Source organism: Variovorax nitratireducens (assembly GCF_051216545.1).
Lineage (GTDB): Bacteria > Pseudomonadota > Gammaproteobacteria > Burkholderiales > Burkholderiaceae_C > Variovorax.
Genome location: NZ_JBPJZO010000032.1, coordinates 1 through 1,159, shown reverse-complemented (window position 1 = coordinate 1,159; position 1,159 = coordinate 1). Strand labels below are relative to the sequence as shown.

The 1,159-nt window shown below is 61.7% G+C and carries 1 protein-coding gene; it reads left to right on the top strand.

What is annotated here, in order from left to right:
• Positions 1 to 66 precede the first annotated feature (66 nt).
• The gene (locus ACSFA8_RS27165) at positions 67 to 1,044 is read left to right on the top strand and encodes an IS5 family transposase (RefSeq protein ID WP_435482563.1); all 978 of its coding nucleotides are present in this window, start codon (positions 67 to 69) and stop codon (positions 1,042 to 1,044) included.
• Positions 1,045 to 1,159: the final 115 nt, after the last annotated feature.

Here is a 1,159-nt window from a genome sequence, read left to right as displayed (position 1 = left end):
TAGGGAACATCTGATCAAGAGCACGTTTCTTGCATGAAGGACTGAACCTGCAAAGGAGCACGAGCGATGAGCCAGATCAGTTTTGCGGATGCCGAGCAAGCTGGCAAGAGGAAGAAGACGAGGCGCGAAGTCTTCCTTGCCGAGATGGAACTGGTGGTGCCGTGGAAGGCGCTGCTCAAAGTCATCGAGCCCCACTATCCAGTGGCAGGCCGAGGCCGTCGGCCCTACCCGCTGCAAGCCATGCTGCGCGTGCACCTGATGCAGAACTGGTTCGCCCTGAGCGACCCAGCGATGGAAGAAGCCCTGTATGAGATCGCCTCGCTGCGCACGTTCGCCGGACTCGGTTTGGAGGCGATCCCCGATGAGACGACCATCCTGAACTTCCGCCACCTGCTGGAAGCCTGCGATCTGGCCGAAGACATCTTCAAGCAGGTCAACGCCCACCTGGCCAGGAAGGGGCTGCTGCTGAAGCGCGGCTCCATCGTGGACGCAACCATCATCGCCGCGCCCAGTTCCACCAAGAACAGCACGGGCGAGCGAGACCCCGAGATGCACCAGACGAAGAAGGGCAATCAATGGCACTTCGGCATGAAGGCGCACATCGCGGTGGATGCCGAGTCGGGACTGGTGCATACCGTGACAGCGACGGCCGCCAACGAAGCAGACGTGGAGCAGGTGACCGACTTGCTGCACGGCAAGGAAGACGAGGTGTGGGCCGACTCGGGCTACCGGGGCGCGCAGGCGCGGGTGAAGCGCGATGTGCAGTGGCACATTGCGGGCCGGCCCAGCGACATGGCGAAGATGCCCGAGGGACGCGCCAAGGCCAGAGCGCGCAAGAAGGAATATGAGAAGGCCAGCGTGCGGGCAAAGGTGGAGCATCCGTTCCGGGTGATCAAGCGCCAATTCGGTCTCGCAAAGGTGAGGTTCAAGGGGCTGGCCAAGAACGCGGCGCATGTGATCACGCTGTTTGCGCTGTCCAATCTGTGGATGGCGCGCAAGAAATTGATGGCGATGATGGGACAGGTGCGTCCGCAAACAGCCTGAGGGCGTTGGATGAGGGGCAGACATCATCGATTCGGGGAATCTGGCGGCGCGATTCATCACCATGCACGCCATTGGGCTTCATCGCGCGCCAATTGGCGACCTGTTCAGACCTTCC

Excerpts from the sequence above, each read along its gene's own strand:
- ACSFA8_RS27165 (WP_435482563.1), top strand. The coding sequence starts at position 67 with ATGAGCCAGATCAGTTTTGCGGATGCCGAGCAAGCTGGCAAGAGGAAG.